The following is a 15,637-nucleotide window of genomic DNA, read 5'->3' on the forward strand; positions in this document are numbered from 1 at the left end:
GCCTCAGCCTTTCATCATGCCGTCGGCGAAGCCGCGGACGATCTGATCCTTGAAGATGATTGCAAGCAGGATGACCGGCGCGACGCTGATCAGCGCCGCCGCCATCATCTGCCCGAAGACGGTCTGGTACTGGCCGGCGAACTGGGCGACGACCAGCGGCACTGTCTCGGCCGACTTCCGCGTCAGGATGAGCGCGAAGAAGAATTCGTTCCACGCCTCGATAAAGGCGAAGACGGCGGCGGCCGCCAGCGGCGGGATGGAGATCGGCAGGATGATGTAGCGAAACGTCCGCACCGGACCAGCGCCGTCCACCGCCGCTGCGCGCTCCAGTCCCTGGGGAATGCCGAGAAAGAATCCGCGCAGGATCCAGATCACGATCGGCAGGTTGAACGACAGATAGACCAGACCCAGCGTCCAGACATTGTCAATCAGGCCGAGCCGCGTGATGACGATGAAGAGCGGAATGGCGATGGCGATCCCCGGCAGCATTTGCGTGGCGAGAATCATGAAGGAGATGACATTGGCGCGCGGCAGCGACAGCCGTGCAAGGGCATAGGCGGCGGGCGCGCCGAGGGCCAGTGCCAGGGCCGTCGAGAAGCTTGCCACGATGAAGGAGTTCAGCATGCCGTGGCCGAGGCTTGCCGCAGACTGCATGACGGCGACGAAATTCTGCAGCGTGAAGCTCGCCGGCGCGAGGTCGGGCGGCTGGGCGATCAACGCGCGTTGGGTCAGGAAGCTCGACAGGACCAGCCAGACGACGGGGGCCAGCGACCACACGAGAAAGACGCCGAGCCCCAGAAGAACGCCGAGGCGGGTCGCCAGACCAGTGCGGCGTGCGGCGAAACTCATGACGCGGCCACCCGTCGCCGGGGCTTGAGCAGCCAGATGTAGATGATGGCGAGAATAAAGGTCGCGGCGAAGACGAGGTTGGCGATGGCGGCGCCGTACCCGAGATCGAGGAAGTTGAAGGTAACCCGGTAGGCGAGGAAGTTGAGAAGTACTGTTGCGTCAGCCGGACCGCCGCGGGTCAGCACGAAGATCAGGTCAAAGACCCGCAGCGACCAGATCGTCTGGAGCACCACCGCGATCGCGATCGCAGTCTTGATGCTCGGCAGCGTGATGTGGACGAAGGTCTGGAACGATCCGGCGCCATCCATATAGGCGGCGCGATAGAGAACCTTTGGCACCTGCTGCAATCCGGCCAGCATCAGCAGCGCGACGAAGGGGATCGACTTCCAGACGTCGACAAGCAGGAGGACGTTCAGCGCCATGGTCGGTGTCCCGAGCCAGACCTGGTTGTGTTCGATGAGTCCCAGGGACGTGAGGACGCCGTTGAGGACTCCGTAATTGGCGTTGAGGATCCACTTCCACAGGACCGCGTTGGCAACTGGTGCGATGGCCCAGGGGATAACCAGCACGACCCGAAAGAAACCGGATCGCCCCATCGCATTGTTGAGCAGGAGGGCAACGCCAAGGCCAATTCCGACGACCAGCACCACCTCCGCGATCGAAAAATAGGCGGTGTTGAAGATCGCCCGCAGAGCAGTTTCGTCGTTGAAAAGACGGTGGAAATTCTCCGCCCCGACCCATGTCCGTTCGACCTGACCGGCTTTCAGGGTGACCCGCTGGAGGGCCAACCAGATCGAATCGAGAATTGGATAGGCAAGAATCAGCGCCAGCACCGCGAGGGCCGGCGCCACGAAGGCGGCGCCGGCTGATCGCCGGCGCCGCTCGTAGGTCTGGAAGGCGCGCATGTTCGGGAGGAGCCTGTCCTGACCGTGATGACGGCTAGCTGCGACGCTTGACGATCGCGGTGACGAGTTCGCTGGCGTCGGCAATCGCTTCGGCCGGCGTCTTCGCCTTTTGCAGCGCCTTCTGGACCTCGGTCCCGAGCGCTTGCGTCACCTCGTTGTAGTCCGGTGTGACAAAGCTGTCGTAGGGATGCGAAGCCTGCTCGAGCACCACCTTGGCATTCGGCAACGCCTTCTGGACATCCGCATCGGCCAGGGTCGAGAGGCGGATCGGCAGCCAGCCGGTGTCGATCGCCTGCTGCTTCTGGACGACCGGATCGAGGTAGAACTCGATCAGCGACTGCGCCACCTCCGGGTTCTTGCTGGAGTTCGGTATCGTCCAGGCGTCGGTGCCGTCGATCGACGCTGAGCCGGCCGGTCCCGCCGGCAGGATGGCGCCGCCGAGCTTGCCGACGATCTGCGACTGCTCCGGGTCTTGCGCGGCGGTCCACATGAACGGCCAGTTCATCTGCATGGATGCACGGCCCGCGAGCAGGACGTTGGTTGCGTCGTTGATGCCCACATAGGAGATCGAGCCGGGATCCGTGCCGGCGTCCATCAGGTCGACCATCATCTGCATGGCGTCGACGCCGGCGTCGGAGTCGAACACCGGCATGCCGTCTTCGCCATACATCTTGCCGCCCGCCTGCTGCAGGAAGCACATCCACTGGCTCGCCGTGCCGCCGATCCCGGCCGGGTCGCCGTAGTTCGCCACCCAGCCGGAGCGACCGTCGCGGGTCAGTTCCTTGGTGTAGCGCAGTAAATCGTCCCAGGTCTTGGGCGGCCCGTCGAGTCCGGCCTCGGCCAGATGCTCGGTATTGTAGAAGAGCGTCAGCAGCGACAGCGTGAAGACGGCGCCATAGACCTGACCGTCCCAGGTGGTGGTCGCGAAGCTGGTCGGAGGCATGTCGTCGACAAGCGAAGCGGGTAACTTGTCCGCGAAGGGTCGCAGCGACGTCGCGAATTCCGGCACCCAGCCGGACATATAGACCACGTCCCAGGGTGCGGAGCCGGAGGCAAAAGCCGTCGCCATGCGATCATGCAATTGCGGCCATGCGACGAGGTCGTACTCGACCGAGGCCTTGTTGTCGGCTTTCCATTTGTCGAACAGGTCGATCGCGAATTGCGCTGCGCCTGGCGGAGCGGGATCCGGCGGCTGGGGGCCGAAAACGTTCAGCGCGGCATCCTCTGCGAAGGCCGATCGGATCAGGCCATCGGGCAATGCGGCCAGGAGTCCGGCACCGGCCGCTCCTTGTAGCAGTCCCCGCCGTGTTGGTTTATGCAACATCAATGCACCCCTTCCCTGCTCTGGTTGAAACCCCTGACCATCGAGGTTGGACATGCATCTTTCGCCTGTCAATAATTATTCTATCATTTTGACAAACTAATTCCGGGAGGCTTTGGGTGCTGCTAAGTGCGACGAACATCGTCAAGGCGAAGCTGATCAACCTGTGGGTGGTGTTCGAGACGATCCGCATGCACGGGCCGATCCCGCGCACACAGATTGCGGCTGCCACCGGATTGTCGAAAGCGTCGGTCTCGAACCTTGTCGACGAACTGGAGGGGTACGATCTCGTCGTCGCCGCCAAGTCAAGGGACCGCCGCGTCGGCAAGCCACCGACGCCGCTGACCATCAATCCGTCGGGCGTCTTCACCATTGGCTTCCATTTCGACTACGGGCGCATGATCTCCGTGGTCGCCAATCTCGCTGGCGACGTGATCCTGCGCGAAGTCGTCGGCATCGAACAACTGTCGCCGTCTGAGGTCGCGACGCTGATTTCCAGCAAGGTCGAGTCCCTGGTGACGGAATCGAAGATCGATCGCGCGCGGCTGCTCGGGGTCGGTGTCGCAACGCCGGGGCCGTTCGGCGTGGAGGGAATCAGCCCGCCTCGGCTTCCAGGTTGGGACGGTCTCGAACTGAAACGACGGCTCGCCGACGTGCTCGATCTGCCGGTGGTCCTTGCCAATGATGGCCAGTGCGCGGTGACGGCCGAATGGCGATTTGGCGCCGCCCGGAACCTGACCAATTTCGTTTACGTCTTCATCGGCAATGGTCTCGGCTCGGGTGTCATGATCCACAGCGCCGCTTATGGCGGTGGGTCCGGCAATGCCGGAGAATTCGGCCATCTGATCGTGGTGCCGGGCGGCCATGCCTGCAGCTGCGGCAACCGCGGCTGCCTCGAGACATACATGTCGGTGGACTCGGCCTTGCGATACCTCGCCAGCCATGGTGTTGCCGTGGAGTCGATCGAAGCCTTCGAAAGCGATTTCTCGCCGTCGCATCCGCTGGTTTCCCAATGGCTGGACGAGGGGGTCGAGCCGTTGCGCCTCGGCCTTCACACCCTTGAGACCCTTTTCGACCCGGAAACGATCATGCTTGGCGGTGACGCGCCATCCTGGCTGATCGACGAGATCATGCAGCGGTTGGGATCACTGTATCCCTCAGTCAGCGGATCCAGGTCGGAGCATCCGCGCCTGATGTCGGCCGGCCTTGATCATGACGCTGTCGCACGCGGCGCGGCGGCCTTGCCGGTACTGGCGAATCTCAATCCCCAGTATCGCGAGCTGGAAAGCGAGCTCGTGTCGCACATGCAACGTCGATAGGCGGATTCTACCGTCCGGCATCAACCCGTTGATGGCGAGATACCGGTCGCCGATCCCGATCTCCTCCAGTCCCGCCATGTGGTGTCAGGCTGGTGTCGTCCTGGCCGACTCGGCGCGGACGTAGGGACGATTGAGATCGACGATCCCCTTGGTGGCATAGGGGTCGGTTCCGGCGACCATGACGATGTCGCGGAGGTCCTGCGTCGGTGCGATCGCACCGCCGTCCCGCCACCATGGCAGCAGCGACTCGGCGCTCATGTAGTGATTGACGAGGGCCCGGCGGAAGCCGGTCGTCCGCCGGTTTCGCAGGGACTTGTGCAGCAGGTGGCCGTGGAAGAAGACGATGCTGCCGGCCGGCACTTCGACCGGGATCGCATCCGCGTCCGAATAGGGAAAGTCGAAGGACTCCGGCGCGAAGTCATACTCCGGGTTCTCGTGCTGGCGAAGCGGCCAGAGGACGCCCGGCCGGTGCGAACCGGGGATCACCCAAAGACAGCCGTTGTCGACGGTCGCGTCGTCGAGCGCGATCCACGCCGCGCCGAGCGACCTGTCGCGGGTCGGAATGAAATCCTCGTCCTGATGCCATGCCTGGCCGGGCTTGCCGGCATTCTTGATGAAGAGCATCGACTGCATGGACTTGACGTTCGGGCCGATCGCCCGGGTCAGCACGTTGACGATCCGCGGATGCGCCAGCGTCGCCAGCATCAGCGACGAGAGCTTGTGCGGGAAGTGTATGGCGAGGAAACGCCCGAGATCGTCGGGGTTGTCGCCGGCCATATCGCCGCCGACCAGTCGCGCCGCCTCCTCGCGGCAGAGCCGTGTCGCCTCATTCACCAGCGCAGCGACCTCATTGGTCGTCAGCGCTTCGCGGTCAACGCAATAACCATCCGCCCGGTATTGTGCTGCGAGTTGGTCGGCTCGTCCCGTCGTATCATCCATGTCCGGCCTTTATCGGTATCGCGTCTGGTTCCAGCGATGCCCGAGCAGCGCCAGGATAATGATCAGGCCATTGAAGAACTGGACATAGAAACCATCGAGCCCGGCCGAAACGATGCCGACCTGGATGAAGGACACGATCACCGCGCCGATCGCTCCGCCGAGGATGGTGCCGATGCCGCCCCATGTCGGCGTGCCGCCGAGGAACACCGCCGCGAGCGTCGGCAGCAGGTAGGAGTCGCCCGAGGTCGGCCACCAGGTGAAGTTGATCATGGTGGAGAAGATGCCGGCGAGTGCCGCGCCGAAGCCCATGAAGACAAAGGTATAGACCCGGATCCGCTTGGTATCGATGCCCATCTGCTCGGCGCTGTCGGGATTGTCGCCAACGCAATGGACCCGTGCGCCGAACTTGTGGCGGTTGTAGAGGATCATCGACAGGATGATGAACGCCGTCGCCCACAGCATCTGCACCGGAAATCCCCAGAGCGAGCCGGACAGGACGTCGTAGGCAACCGTTCCTTTCAGGCTGACGACCGCGATCGATTTGCCGTTGGTGAAGATGAGGATGGCGCCGCGCAGGAGGTAGTTCATCCCCAGCGTTGCCACGAGCGACGACAGCCCGGCATAGACAACGATGGCGCCGATCCCGATGCCAAGCACCATGCCGACGACGATCGCCACGGCAATGCAGAGGAACGGATCGTATCCCGCGGCGACCCCTAGCGCGAAGATCCAGGCGGCGGAACCCATCACCGCCGGGAAGGACAGGTCGATCTCTCCAACCGTGACGATGAAGACCAGCGGCACCACCAGGAAGAGCGCGACCGGCAGCGTCGTCAGGACCGAATTGTAGATCCGCCAGTCGGAGAAGACCTGCGGGTTGCCCCAGAAGAACAGGGCCATCATCAGCACGAAGACAACGAACGTTCCGAGCGCTGCCCGGTTGTCGAGGACGAGTCGGTGCAGGGCGCCGCGCTGCGGATACTGGTCGTGCTTGTCGGCGATGTCGGTCATAGGTTCGCTCCCGTCGTTGCGGGACTGTCATCCAGCGGATTGGCGCCAGCCGGATGGGCAACGTGTTCCATGAAGGCGATCAGCCGGTCGACGGTCTTGACTTCCGGCTTGGTGATTTCCACGGCGACGCGCCCCCGGTCGAGGACAACGAAGCGTTCCGCGATATCGAAGACGTGGTGGATGTTATGGCCGATGAAGAGGATCGAGCGCCCGCTTTCACGCACATTGCGGACGAAGCGAAAGACCTTCTCCGTTTCGGTCAGTGACAGTGCCGTTGTCGGCTCATCAAGGACGATGAGATCCGCCTGGTTGTAGATGGCGCGGGCGATGGCGACGCCCTGTCGCTCGCCGCCGGACAATTGGCCGACGATCGAATCGGGCGAGAAAACCTTCGACGTGAAGCCGATGTCGCGCATCAGTCGTTCCGCCTCGGCGCGCTGCTTCCCGACATTGAGCAGCCCCATGGCCGTGGTGATCTCGCGCCCCATGAAGATGTTGCGCACGATGGTCTGCTGCACGGCCAGCGCCCGATCCTGGAAGACCGTCTCGATACCGGCTGCACGCGATTTCGCCGCGCTCCAGCCGTGCACGGGCTTGCCGCGGACGAGAATTTCTCCGCTGCTTGGCTTGACCGCGCCGGCAAGGATCTTGATCAGCGTTGATTTTCCGGCGCCGTTGTCGCCGAGCAGGCCAACGACCTCGCCCTGGTCGATCGCCATGTTGACGCCGCCGACCGCGAAGACATTGCCGTACGACTTCTTGATATCGCGAAGCTCGATCAGCCTCTCAGCCATGGATTTTTCCCGCCCTTGTCTCATCGCGAAACAGGCGAGGCGGCGTCAGGCCGCCTCGCCCAATCGATGCAACTCCGGACTGCTACCGCAGCCCCTCTTTCGCGAGGTCGGCGACGGTCCCGTAATTGTCGCCATTGACGAAGCCGGCGCCGGTGTCGACGTTCATCGCACCGAGGCCATAGACCTTCTGCTGGCAGAGGCTGAGGATCGGCAGGTAGCCCTGCAGGAAAGGCTGCTGGTCGGAGGTCAGCTGCACCCATCCTTTTTCAAAAGCGTCGACGATCTGAGGGCTGGTGTCGAAGCCGATGTTGAAGATGTCGCCCGGCTTCTTGTCGACCGATTCCATGTAGGTCGGCGCGTTGCCGAGCATCTGGCCGCCGGGATAGGCGATCAGCTTGACGTCGGGATTGGCCAGCAGGCCGGCGCTGATCACCGGAATCGCTAGGTTGGGATCACCGGCCATTTCCGGCGTGGTCGTCAACTTGATGACCTCGACGCCGGCCTCTTCCAGCGCGGCGACGGTGCCGAGCTCGCGGATCACGCGGTTCTCCTGCGCCCAGTCGGCGACGACGATCGCCTTGTCGCCCGCGCCGATGCCACTCATCCGCACTGCTTCCGCGCCGAGCGCCCGGCCCTGCGGCTCGAGATTCGCGCCGATGTAACCGCCGCCGAACTTTGCGCGCACGGTGGGAACGTCGACATTCTGGTACATCATCAGGATGCCCGACTTGGCGGCGTCCTCGGCCAGCGGCTCGATCGAAGCTGGCCCGGGGTGCCCCATCATGGCGATGCCATCCGGCGCCGAGGCAACCGCCTCGCGCAGTTGCTGGACCATCTTTTCCGACTGCCAGCCGGAGAAGACGAAGTCGACCTGGGCGCCGGTGTCGTGCTGCGCCTGCTTGGCGCCGTTGTAGACGATGGTGCCGAATCCGTCGCCCTCGGCACCGCCGACGAAGAAGCGGATATGGACGTCCTTGCACCAGTCGTCGCGCAATGCCTCGGCGCTGGCGGAACTCGCCGCGCCGACCGCGAAGACTGTCAGGGCAACCGCGGCCGAAGTCCGCAGCGCACGGGAAAGAGAATTGCGAATCATCATTTCCTCCGTTGGTTTTGTGCCTGTCGTTTCCACCCGTTCATCCCGGCTTCTGCCGGGCATCTTTTTGCCCGCACCCGCATTTTGCGGCGCGGGATGTCCTAGTCGGGATTGTCGATGAATCGCATCCCGCCCCGGCATTCCTTCAGATAGTTGAGGGCTTTCACTTGCCCGGTCATTTCGAGGGCGTCCCGGTAGACCGGATCGTGCCAGCCCTCGATGTCGATCGCGCCCTTGTAGCCGGCGAGCCGCAACTCGCTGATCACCCGTGTCCAGTCCGAGTCGCCGAAGCCGGGCGTGCGCATCTGGACGAAGGGCTCCCTGCCGAAGATCCCGTGTTCGCGGATCACGTCCCAGCGGATGGTCGCGTCCTTGCCGTGGACGTGAAAGATCTTCGGCGCCCATTTGCGGATTTGCGGGATCGGATCGATCAGGTAGACGAGCTGGTGACAGGGCTCCCATTCGAGTCCGAGATTCTCGTCCGGTAGCGTGTCGAACATCAACTCCCAGGCGTCCGGGTTATGGGCGATGTTCCAGTCGCCGGTCGCCCAGTTTCCGTCCATCGCGCAGTTCTCGAAGGCGATAGTCACGCCTTTGTCGGCGGCGCGCTTCGCCAGCCGGCCAAACACTTCCTTGAAGCGCGGCAGGCTCGCCTCGATCGGCTGGCCGCGAACCCGTCCGGTGAACCCGGCGATGCAGGTCGCACCGAACAGATGCGCATTGTCGATCAGCGTCTCCCAGCCGGCGAGCGTCTGGCGGTCCATCTCCGTATCCTCAAGCGGATTGCCGAACATGCCGAGCGTCGACATCGACACGTCCCGGTCGCCGATTGCGTCCTTCAGTTCAGCCGCCAGCCGGGGAATGTCCTTGTCGCCGATCGTCTGCCAGAAAAATGGCTCGATGCTTTCAAAGCCGTGATCGAGGATCTGCCGCACATCGCCCGCCGGATCGGGAGCGTTGCCCTTGATCATCGTGCCGATACTGATGTCGCGAAGCGTATTGGTCATTGAAGGTTTCGCGCCTCCTGCGCCGTTGTATCGGTGAGTTCGATCCGGCGCCCGGTCTCGGCGCTTTCGATGGCGCCAAAAACCATCGCCAGGCTCTTGATATTCTCATGCCCCACCGTTTCCGGCTCGGAGCGGTTGCGAAGGCTGGCGACGAAATCCTGCATCACGCCATGGTGGCCACCAATTCGGTCGGCCGGGTCGAGCGGCGGCACCGCCACGGTCTCGACCTCGGAGAAGAAGCCGCCGGTGGTGGAAACCGTCTCGGCGACGAGGTTCTCCTCACCGTCCCAGATCAGGGTGCCGCGCTCGCCGACGATCCGCCAGGCGCTTTCCCAACTCGTCCGCAACCCGTCGGCGCACCAGCTGCCGCGATAGGTGAAGACGACATCGTCGCCGAACTCGAACACTGCCGTGGCCGAGGAGCCGCCGGCGTACCAGGAATTGGTCGGGCTCCATTCCCGGCAATAGACCGCGCGGGCCGCGTCATCCACGAAGTATCGGGCGGCGTCGAAGGTGTGGATCGCCATGTCGAGGAGCAACACATGCTCCATCGCCTCGCGGAATCCGCCGAAATGCGGCGCCAGGAAGAAGTCGCAATGGAGGCTGGTGACCCGGCCGATGGCGCCTGAATCGATGAAGCGGCGGATCCGTCGCACGCCTTCGATGTAGCGACGATTCTGCACGACGGCGTGAAGCCGGCCGCTTGTCCGAGCCGCCTCGACCAGGGCCGCGGCATGGTCCATCGAATCCGCCATCGGCTTTTCGCTGATCAGGTCGCAGCCATGGGCGAGGGCGCAGCTTGCGACCGCGAAGCGCGCCTGCGGCACCACGACATCGATGACGAAATCGGGCTTGGTACGCTGGAGAACGCCGGCGAGATCGACATCGATGTCGATCCCGGTGAGACCGAATTCGGCGGCGCGCGCATCGGCGTTTGCGCGTTCTAGGTCGACGAGGCCGACGATCTCGACGTCGCCGGTTGCCAGCGCCGCCTCGATATTCGTCTTGCTCATCGCCCCGCAACCTACGAGCACGGCTCGAAGCACGGATATCCTCCCTCTGACGCCCGCGTTTGCCGCGAGTCTGTCGCTTTTCACGGATAATCGCTTCCGTAAACGTTTACGATACAAACCCGGCGTGCGAGGATTGTCAATGGCGATCTCTCGTGCCTATAGCTCCGGCGCTGTGGAAAAACGCATCCGACCAGTGAATATCCGCGACCTCGCACGTCACCTCGACGTGTCGATCGGCACGGTTTCTCGCGCGCTGAACGGCAAGAGCGACGTCAATGCCGAGACCCGCCGGCGCGTGCTGGAAGCGGCCGACGCGCTGGGCTATTCGCCAAACCAGTCGGGACGGAGCCTGCGCCAGGGCACCACTGGCATGGTCGCCCTGATGCTGCCGACCACGCGTGCCATGCCACTTGCCGACACGATCTTCATGCAGGTCCTCGAGGGACTGCGCGCCTTTCTCGGCGAGCGCAGCCTCGATCTCATGGTCCTGCTTTGCGGCCCGGAGGAAAATGCCTATGCCTACCTGCGTCGGGTGGTGGCGCGGCAGATCGCCGACGGCCTGATCATCGCCGATACCCAGCGGATCGATCCCCGCATCGACTTCCTCCTCGAAAGCCGGATCCCCTTCGTCGCCTTCGGCCGCAGCACCTCGGGCGGTAGCCACCCCTGGATCGACCTGGATTTCGAGTATGCCGCCGAGTTCGCAATCGATCGCTTCGTCGCGACCGGCCACCGCAGGATTGCCGTTGCGACGACGGCGGACGAAATCAACTACGGCTACATCTTCGCCGATGCCTATCGCAGCGCACTGACCCGGCACGGCATGCCGGTCGATCCCGATCTGGTCCTGCCGGTGGAGAACAGCGAAGCCGGGGGATATGCGCTCGGTCAGCGCATCCTTGCCATGGCGGATCGGCCGACGGCGGTTGTTCTTGTCAACGGGGTGATGGCGACCGGCCTTTACCGCCTGCTGGTCGAACGCGGGCTGGAGCCGGGACGGGACCTGTCGATCATCAGCTTTCTCGAGGAGAGAGGCCTGCTCCTGTCACCGAAGGTGACATGCTTCCGCTCCGACGTACCGGGATTGGGGGCGCGGCTCGGCGAGGCCCTGCTGGCGGCGATGCCGGCGCATGCCGCCCATCCGGAAGCGCCGGTCATCCAGGAACTCTGGCCGCTGCAACTGGTGCCTGGCGAGAGCGACGGGAAAAGTGTCGGCGAAACCGAACCTTAGGGGATCTCGCACTTCGCCGTCCGATCACGGCAAGAGACCCGCTTTCTGGTCGAGAAAGAAATCGATCAGCCGCCGGGTCAGTGCCTTCTGGGGGCCGATATCCGGCCAGACGGCGTAGACGCCGAGGACTGGCAGGCGCCACTGGGGCAGGACCCGGACGAGCCGGCCTGAAGCGATTTCCTCCTCGGCCTCGCCGAGCGGGAGGTGCTGCACGCCGAGGCCCGCGAGGATCGCGGACTTCGCCGATGCGATCGTATCGACCTCGAGACGCACATGCTCCGGCTGGAACGAAACCGCCCGGGATTCGCGCTGAAGCGTCATTGCCGGGGGGAGGATCGAGATCGCGATGAAGTCGCAGGCAGCGAGGTCTTCGAGCGTTCGGACGGGCTTGCGATGGGCGAGATACGCGGGCGAGGCGACCAGGACGCGCTCGAAATCGGCAATGCGACGGGTCTTGAGACTGCTGTCCGCCAGCTGTCCCAGCCGTATCGCAAGGTCGAAGCCCTCCCTTACAAGATCCGCGGGCGCATCGCTGCTGTGGAGCGATATGGAAACCAGCGGGTGCCGCCTGGCGAAGTCCCAGAGCGCCTGACGCAGTCGCGTCCGCTCGCCCCAGGCCGGCATGGTGATGTGCAGGGCGCCGACAGGCTCGTCGCTGCCTGCGCCGACCGCGTCGAGAGCCTCTTCGCCGGCGGCGACCATCCGGCGGGCAGGGACCAGCGCCGCGTGCCCTTCCGGGGTCAGGGACATCGACCGGGTCGAGCGAAAGAAGAGCGTGACGCCGAGCTTCGCCTCGAGCCGGGAAAGGTGGTGGCTGACGACCGAGGTCGAGAGCTTCAACCGGCGTCCGGCGGCGCTGAGGCTGCCGGCGTCGGCGACGGCGACGAACACGGCGAGACCGCGGTAGTCTTCGATCATCTTTCGAATTCCTGGAAATATCTTTCCGTCAATGATGGGCTAATCGAAAGGATGGGGTGTGTCTATCTCTCGGGTCGAGAAACAGGAGACGCCCATGTCGACACGCAACGCCACGATCACCACGGACCGCGCCAGCATCTATCTTCAGCAGCTTTGCAAGCACTTCGGCCACAAGGTTCCCGTCGACTTCACGCCTGAAGCCGGACGGATCGACCTGCCTTTCGGCACCTGCACGCTTCGTGCGGAGGGCGAGACGCTGAGCCTCGACGTCACCGGCGGGGCCGGCGATCTCGACCGGCTTGAAAAGGTGATCGGCGATCACCTGACCCGCTTCGCCTTCCGTGAAAAACCCGAAATCAAGTGGCGGTCGGCAGCGCCTGCGCTGCCGGCCGGCAGCGTCGAAACCTGACCCTGCCGCTCGCGCAATCCGAGAACCGGAGCCGCCCGACGGCGTCGGCCACACGCTCTTCCAGGGACGTCGCACCATGACAATCGCAGTCACCGCCGCTTCAGGCCAGCTCGGCGCGGAAATCATACGCAAGCTTGGCGCTTCGCCGGGTGTCGGCCCCGTCATCGGACTGGCGCGGTCACCCGAAAAGGCCTCTGGGCTTGGGATCGAAGTGCGGCCGGGCGACTATGGCCAGCCCGACCAGATCCGGACGTCGCTGGCCAACGTGGATACGCTGCTGCTGGTCTCCGGCATGGACGCGCCGGACAAGCGCATCGAGCAGCACCGCAACGTGATCGAGGCCGCCCGGCAGGCCGGTGTAGGCAAGATCGTCTACACCAGCATCCAGGGACCGGAGGAGGGCACCAGCTTCTCGCCGGTGGTCCAGAGCAACCGCCAGACCGAGGCCGATATTCGCGCCAGCGGGATGGACTGGGCCATTGGCCGGAACGGCATCTACATCGAGCCGGACGTCGACTACATCGAGAGCTACCGCAAGCGTGGCGAGATCGCGAACAGCGCCGGCGATGGCAGATGCGGCTACACGACCCGCTCGGAGCTGGCCCTCGCCTACGTACGGCTCCTGACCCGGTCCGATCACGATCGACAGACCGTCAACCTCAACGGCACGCCGATCACCCAGTCGCAACTGGTCAGCTACCTGAACGGTGCATTCGGGACGCAGTTGATCTATCGCGCCATGTCCTCAGCCGCGTATGCGGCGGACCGGACCGCCGAACTCGGCCCATTCCTCGGTCAGGTCATTGCCGGGATCTACGACGGCATCCGTCTTGGCGCCAACGACACGCCAGGCGATTTCGAAGCCGTGGCGGGCCGGCCGCATCAAGGCTGGGACGACTATTTTCGCTCCCTGACCACCTAGCCTTCAGACGCTGCCGCGCAGCGTTCGACGAAAACCGCTTGAAAGCTTGAACATGCCGACCCTGAAATCAGTTCTGAATCACCCCTACACCTTCTGGGCGTTGCTTTGCCTGCCAGGCATTCCGATGATCGCGGGGCTTGCCTCCGGCGATCCGGATGCGGTGCAGGAGGTTCTGCATCCCAGTGGCGAATTCGCCGCGCGGTTCATGATCATCGCAATGATGATCACGCCGCTGACAATGCTATTCAAGGGATGGCGCGGTCCGCGATGGCTGATGAAGCGGCGGCGCTATCTCGGGGTGGCCGCCTTCGGCTACGCCGCGCTGCATGCGGCGCTTTACCTGATCGACGAGGGCGCGGTCGCCTTCACAGGCGCCGAGATATCCCTGCTCTACATCTGGACCGGATGGGTTGCCTTCCTGATCTTCGTGCCGTTGGCGGTGACCTCCACCGATGGCTGGGTCCGGACGCTCGGCCGACGCTGGAAGCCCCTTCAGCGCCTGGTCTACGTTGCCGCGCTGTTCACGCTTCTCCACTGGGCCGCCCTTCACGACTGGGGCGGGGTCGGCGGCGCGCTGGTGCACTTCGTGCCGTTGGCGGCATTGGAGGCCTATCGGGTCTGGTCCAACCTTCAGCGCCGACAATTGAGAATAGCGTAAAGTAGCTTTCGGCCTGATTGGTCGAGAGACCGTCGATGGAATAGGCCTCGCTGTGATTGATCCGTTAGGTGTCGAAGCCGGCAATTAGGCGATGCCAATGCGCGCCTTCGTCAGCGAAGACGCGAGACAGGCAACCGACGCGGTCTGAGACAATCGGCAGGGCCGTCAGAATGCTACCTATTCCCAATTGGTCGAAAGGCTGGAATCATTAGGGGTAACTGAGGACGAACGGAATCTGAGAAACAAGGTCAGCCGTGGGAAGTTCACCGCCGCCTTTCTGCCCCAATGTTTAAGCGCGCTTGGATCGTAACAATTGCGTTCGGAGTAGTTCTCGCAGGGCTGGGCCTAAATTTAAGCGCCCAACAAAACGAAAGTCCCAACGGACAAGGGAAGACAAACGCGGACCAGGGTCCAGCCAACGATCCGTTGTGGGCGCTTCCGGTCGAGATAATCGAGAAGAAGTCCGACGCTAAGGTCCGAGAACGCCGCGAAAAGCGTTCCGAAAAACGCGAGAAGCACGACCTTATTGCCCAGCAGAGAATGAATAGGGCCACCAAAAAGATGGCCGACTATTCCCTATGGCAAACGATATTCGTCGGCCTCGGCACTTTTCTGCTGATTGTGACGCTCTTTCTGACACGCCAAGCGAACAAGGCGGCGAGAAGCGCCGTCGCTGTCACCCGCCGGATGGGCAAGGTGCAAAGCCGCGCTTACGTGGTGGTCAAAGGCGGTGCCTTGAAGAACTTTGGCGAAGGCAAACATGCCCACGCTGTCGTGTCGCTCATAAACTCCGGACAGACGCCTGCGCATGGCGTCCGGACGAAAATGCACGTTGGAATCGGTCCTTATCCCCCACCCACAGGGGCCGCCTTTTCCGAACCACCAGAACTTACCGATGCTGGTTCGGACGGCGTCGCGGGACCAGGAGCAGTCCTCTACAAGCATGTAACGATGGAGGACCACCCCCTCACCGCTCCCGAAGTAGCTAGCATCACCAATGGCCAGCAAGCGATTTATATCGTGGGGGACGTGCGCTACCGAGATGCCTTCGGCAAAGCCCGCACGACTCGGTTCCGCACAATGTTCACGCACCGGAGCGTTGCCCGTGACAGCGAGGACATTGAAGTCTGCGATGAGGGGAATGAGGCTGACTAGCAGCACGGCCCACATGGCCGCGCGCTCTACACCGCAGCCTCCAGCGGGCTAGTCATGGCCCGCTCTTGGGCTAGGTGCGTTTGATACCGAATG

At 63.6% G+C, this 15,637-nt stretch carries 16 protein-coding genes and 2 pseudogenes; 7 read left to right on the forward strand and 11 right to left on the reverse strand.

Annotation, left to right across the window (positions count from 1 at the left end; all coding sequences use genetic code 11):
- Positions 1-3 precede the first annotated feature (3 nt).
- Genes BLT60_RS19245 through BLT60_RS19255 form a run of 3 tightly spaced genes read right to left on the reverse strand, consistent with a single transcriptional unit; the run spans position 4 to position 3,078 of the window.
- Positions 4-849 carry a carbohydrate ABC transporter permease gene (locus tag BLT60_RS19245; RefSeq protein ID WP_090879031.1) on the reverse strand — a complete coding sequence of 282 codons (846 nt, stop codon included), beginning with the start codon at positions 847-849 and terminating at the stop codon, positions 4-6.
- Entirely contained in the window at positions 846-1,754 is a 909-nt protein-coding gene (locus BLT60_RS19250; protein ID WP_090879033.1) for a carbohydrate ABC transporter permease, read from the reverse strand. The genes BLT60_RS19245 and BLT60_RS19250 overlap by 4 nt, the downstream gene beginning before the upstream one ends.
- A 34-nt stretch (positions 1,755-1,788) precedes the next feature.
- On the reverse strand, positions 1,789-3,078 hold the full coding sequence (locus tag BLT60_RS19255; RefSeq protein ID WP_090879035.1) for an extracellular solute-binding protein: 1,290 nt from the start codon (positions 3,076-3,078) through the stop codon (positions 1,789-1,791).
- Between the two features lie 116 nt (positions 3,079-3,194).
- On the opposite strand from BLT60_RS19255, the gene BLT60_RS19260 reads away from it, so the two are divergent.
- A complete protein-coding gene (locus tag BLT60_RS19260) occupies positions 3,195-4,394 on the forward strand; it encodes an ROK family transcriptional regulator (RefSeq protein ID WP_090879037.1) in 1,200 nt (399 codons plus the stop codon).
- Positions 4,395-4,478: 84 nt separating this feature from the next.
- Here BLT60_RS19260 and BLT60_RS19265 read toward each other — a convergent pair whose 3' ends face one another.
- The 6 genes from BLT60_RS19265 to BLT60_RS19290 all read right to left on the reverse strand — a co-directional run bounded on the left by BLT60_RS19265 (position 4,479) and on the right by BLT60_RS19290 (position 10,284).
- Positions 4,479-5,333 carry a phytanoyl-CoA dioxygenase family protein gene (locus BLT60_RS19265; RefSeq protein WP_090879039.1) on the reverse strand — a complete coding sequence of 285 codons (855 nt, stop codon included), beginning with the start codon at positions 5,331-5,333 and terminating at the stop codon, positions 4,479-4,481.
- A gap of 9 nt (positions 5,334-5,342) precedes the next feature.
- The gene (locus BLT60_RS19270) at positions 5,343-6,344 is read right to left on the reverse strand and encodes an ABC transporter permease (RefSeq protein WP_090879041.1); all 1,002 of its coding nucleotides are present in this window, start codon (positions 6,342-6,344) and stop codon (positions 5,343-5,345) included.
- A complete protein-coding gene (locus tag BLT60_RS19275) occupies positions 6,341-7,138 on the reverse strand; it encodes an ATP-binding cassette domain-containing protein (protein WP_090879043.1) in 798 nt (265 codons plus the stop codon). Before BLT60_RS19275 ends, BLT60_RS19270 begins: the two co-directional genes overlap by 4 nt.
- Positions 7,139-7,220: 82 nt before the next feature.
- Positions 7,221-8,231 (reverse strand): substrate-binding domain-containing protein, encoded by a 1,011-nt coding sequence (locus tag BLT60_RS19280; protein ID WP_090879317.1) that lies wholly within the window; start codon positions 8,229-8,231, stop codon positions 7,221-7,223.
- 101 nt (positions 8,232-8,332) lie between these two features.
- The gene (locus BLT60_RS19285) at positions 8,333-9,238 is read right to left on the reverse strand and encodes a sugar phosphate isomerase/epimerase family protein (RefSeq protein ID WP_090879045.1); all 906 of its coding nucleotides are present in this window, start codon (positions 9,236-9,238) and stop codon (positions 8,333-8,335) included.
- Positions 9,235-10,284, reverse strand: a complete 1,050-nt coding sequence (locus BLT60_RS19290) for a Gfo/Idh/MocA family protein (protein WP_090879047.1) — start codon at positions 10,282-10,284, stop codon at positions 9,235-9,237. The genes BLT60_RS19285 and BLT60_RS19290 overlap by 4 nt, the downstream gene beginning before the upstream one ends.
- 106 nt (positions 10,285-10,390) lie before the next feature.
- Between BLT60_RS19290 and BLT60_RS19295 the strand changes: the two genes are divergently transcribed.
- Positions 10,391-11,482, forward strand: a complete 1,092-nt coding sequence (locus BLT60_RS19295; protein ID WP_090879048.1) for a substrate-binding domain-containing protein — start codon at positions 10,391-10,393, stop codon at positions 11,480-11,482.
- Between the two features lie 24 nt (positions 11,483-11,506).
- On the opposite strand, the gene BLT60_RS19300 is transcribed toward BLT60_RS19295, so the two are convergent.
- Positions 11,507-12,400 (reverse strand): LysR family transcriptional regulator, encoded by an 894-nt coding sequence (locus BLT60_RS19300; RefSeq protein ID WP_090879051.1) that lies wholly within the window; start codon positions 12,398-12,400, stop codon positions 11,507-11,509.
- A 94-nt stretch (positions 12,401-12,494) separates the two neighbouring features.
- On the opposite strand from BLT60_RS19300, the gene BLT60_RS19305 reads away from it, so the two are divergent.
- The 3 genes from BLT60_RS19305 (at position 12,495) to BLT60_RS19315 (ending at position 14,389) form a co-directional block, all read left to right on the forward strand.
- Entirely contained in the window at positions 12,495-12,809 is a 315-nt protein-coding gene (locus tag BLT60_RS19305; protein WP_090879053.1) for a DUF2218 domain-containing protein, read from the forward strand.
- 76 nt (positions 12,810-12,885) lie between these two features.
- Positions 12,886-13,731, forward strand: a complete 846-nt coding sequence (locus tag BLT60_RS19310) for an SDR family oxidoreductase (RefSeq protein ID WP_090879055.1) — start codon at positions 12,886-12,888, stop codon at positions 13,729-13,731.
- Between the two features lie 52 nt (positions 13,732-13,783).
- Positions 13,784-14,389 (forward strand): protein-methionine-sulfoxide reductase heme-binding subunit MsrQ, encoded by a 606-nt coding sequence (locus tag BLT60_RS19315; RefSeq protein ID WP_175478537.1) that lies wholly within the window; start codon positions 13,784-13,786, stop codon positions 14,387-14,389.
- Here the strand turns inward: BLT60_RS19315 and BLT60_RS24820 are convergent.
- Positions 14,385-14,504, reverse strand: a pseudogene (locus BLT60_RS24820) (IS1595 family transposase); the annotation flags it as partial. The gene BLT60_RS19315 and the pseudogene BLT60_RS24820 overlap by 5 nt on opposite strands.
- Before the next feature lie 60 nt (positions 14,505-14,564).
- Between BLT60_RS24820 and BLT60_RS24825 the strand changes: the two are divergent.
- Together BLT60_RS24825 and BLT60_RS19320 are read left to right on the forward strand one after the other, a co-directional pair.
- Positions 14,565-14,699 (forward strand): annotated as a pseudogene (locus BLT60_RS24825) (DUF6471 domain-containing protein); the annotation flags it as partial.
- Between the two features lie 116 nt (positions 14,700-14,815).
- A complete protein-coding gene (locus tag BLT60_RS19320; protein ID WP_090879057.1) occupies positions 14,816-15,544 on the forward strand; it encodes a hypothetical protein in 729 nt (242 codons plus the stop codon).
- The last annotated feature ends 93 nt before the right edge of the window (positions 15,545-15,637 follow it).

It is taken from the genome of Bauldia litoralis, from assembly GCF_900104485.1.
GTDB classification, from domain to species: domain Bacteria; phylum Pseudomonadota; class Alphaproteobacteria; order Rhizobiales; family Kaistiaceae; genus Bauldia; species Bauldia litoralis.

Bases quoted from the DNA above. Each gene is read 5' to 3' on its own strand.
- BLT60_RS19245 (WP_090879031.1), bottom strand. From the start codon at position 849: ATGAGTTTCGCCGCACGCCGCACTGGTCTGGCGACCCGCCTCGGCGTT.
- BLT60_RS19250 (WP_090879033.1), bottom strand. From the start codon at position 1,754: ATGCGCGCCTTCCAGACCTACGAGCGGCGCCGGCGATCAGCCGGCGCC.
- BLT60_RS19255 (WP_090879035.1), bottom strand. From the start codon at position 3,078: ATGTTGCATAAACCAACACGGCGGGGACTGCTACAAGGAGCGGCCGGT.
- BLT60_RS19265 (WP_090879039.1), bottom strand. From the start codon at position 5,333: ATGGATGATACGACGGGACGAGCCGACCAACTCGCAGCACAATACCGG.
- BLT60_RS19270 (WP_090879041.1), bottom strand. From the start codon at position 6,344: ATGACCGACATCGCCGACAAGCACGACCAGTATCCGCAGCGCGGCGCC.
- BLT60_RS19275 (WP_090879043.1), bottom strand. From the start codon at position 7,138: ATGGCTGAGAGGCTGATCGAGCTTCGCGATATCAAGAAGTCGTACGGC.
- BLT60_RS19280 (WP_090879317.1), bottom strand. From the start codon at position 8,231: ATGATTCGCAATTCTCTTTCCCGTGCGCTGCGGACTTCGGCCGCGGTT.
- BLT60_RS19285 (WP_090879045.1), bottom strand. From the start codon at position 9,238: ATGACCAATACGCTTCGCGACATCAGTATCGGCACGATGATCAAGGGC.
- BLT60_RS19295 (WP_090879048.1), top strand. From the start codon at position 10,391: ATGGCGATCTCTCGTGCCTATAGCTCCGGCGCTGTGGAAAAACGCATC.
- BLT60_RS19300 (WP_090879051.1), bottom strand. From the start codon at position 12,400: ATGATCGAAGACTACCGCGGTCTCGCCGTGTTCGTCGCCGTCGCCGAC.
- BLT60_RS19305 (WP_090879053.1), top strand. From the start codon at position 12,495: ATGTCGACACGCAACGCCACGATCACCACGGACCGCGCCAGCATCTAT.
- BLT60_RS19310 (WP_090879055.1), top strand. From the start codon at position 12,886: ATGACAATCGCAGTCACCGCCGCTTCAGGCCAGCTCGGCGCGGAAATC.
- BLT60_RS19315 (WP_175478537.1), top strand. From the start codon at position 13,784: ATGCCGACCCTGAAATCAGTTCTGAATCACCCCTACACCTTCTGGGCG.